The sequence below is a fragment of the Pseudomonas sp. TWI929 genome (genome assembly GCF_039673335.1).
Classification (GTDB): Bacteria; Pseudomonadota; Gammaproteobacteria; order Pseudomonadales; family Pseudomonadaceae; genus Aquipseudomonas.
Window position 1 is genome coordinate 1 of sequence record NZ_JBDJLK010000174.1, and the last position, 1,310, is coordinate 1,310.

Consider the following 1,310-nt stretch of genomic DNA (forward strand, 5'->3'; position numbering starts at 1 on the left):
AACGATGCATCGCCGATGGTAGTGTGGGGTTTCCCCATGTGAGAGTAGGTCATCGTCAAGATTCATTTCGCAAAACCCCTATCTGCACATGCAGGTAGGGGTTTTGTCTTTTTGGGCTAAAAATCCCAGGCCCTGCACAAACTCCCCGGTTCCACAAAGATCCCTGTGGGAGCGGCTTTAGCCGCGAACACCGGCAAAGCCGGTGCCATCCACCGCGCCGCCTGCTTCGCGGCTAAAGCCGCTCTCACACCGATCGTGTTGTTGCACCAAGCTGCGACAACATTCCCGTCACATGAACGTGACTTTCCCGCGCTCACCCTACGTCAAGACTTTGCTTCGGGGCATTCCTGGCCCCAGGCTGAGCGATGCCAGCGTACCGTGCTGCGCATTTCTGGACTTCCACCGTCCCATCACTTGAGGTAGCAAGCAAGATGGCCAAGGCCGCCGATGTCGTTGTGCAATGCCTGGAAAACGAAGGTGTCGAGTATGTATTCGGCATTCCCGGTGAAGAAAACCTCGACCTGCTCGAATCCCTGCGCAAGTCGAAGATCAAGCTGGTACTGACCCGTCATGAGCAGTCTGCAGGTTTCATGGCTGCCACTTACGGCCGCCTGACCGGCAAGACCGGCGTCAGCTTGTCGACCCTCGGCCCTGGCGCCACCAACCTGGTCACCGCCAGCGCCTACGCCTACCTGGGTGGCATGCCGATGATGATGATCACCGGGCAGAAGCCGATCAAGAAGTCCAAGCAGGGCCGCTTCCAGATCATTGATGTGTGCGGCATGATGGACCCCATCACCAAGTACACCCACCAGTTCGCCTCGGCCGACAACATCCCGGCCCGTATGCGCGAAGCCTTCCGCCTGGCCGAAGAAGAAAAGCCGGGTGCCGTGCACCTGGAGCTGCCGGAAGACATCGCTGCCGAGCAGACCGACGCCTTGCCGATCCCACGCAGCCTGCACCGCCGCCCGCTGGCCGAGCACGTGGCCATCCAGGCTGCCGTGGAAAAACTGCAAAAAGCCCGCAGCCCGATCCTTGTGATCGGCGCCGGTGCCAACCGCAAGATGACCGCCAAGGTCCTCAAGCAACTGATTGACACGACCGGCATCCCGTTCATCACCACGCAGATGGGTAAAGGTGTGGTCGACGAGCGCCACCCGCGCTTCCTCGGCAACGCCGCGCTGTCGTCCGGTGACTTCGTGCACCGCGCCGTCGAAGCCGCCGACCTGATCGTCAACATCGGTCACGATGTGATCGAGAAGCCGCCTTTCTTCATGGTTCGTGGCGGCACCGAAGTCATCCACATCAAC

General features: G+C 60.3%; 1 protein-coding gene. It reads left to right on the plus strand.

The features are described 5' to 3' along the window. Nucleotides 1-431 precede the first annotated feature (431 nt). A partial coding sequence (locus ABE456_RS28405; RefSeq protein WP_346646894.1) for a thiamine pyrophosphate-binding protein occupies nucleotides 432-1,310 on the plus strand: 879 nt, incomplete at its 3' end.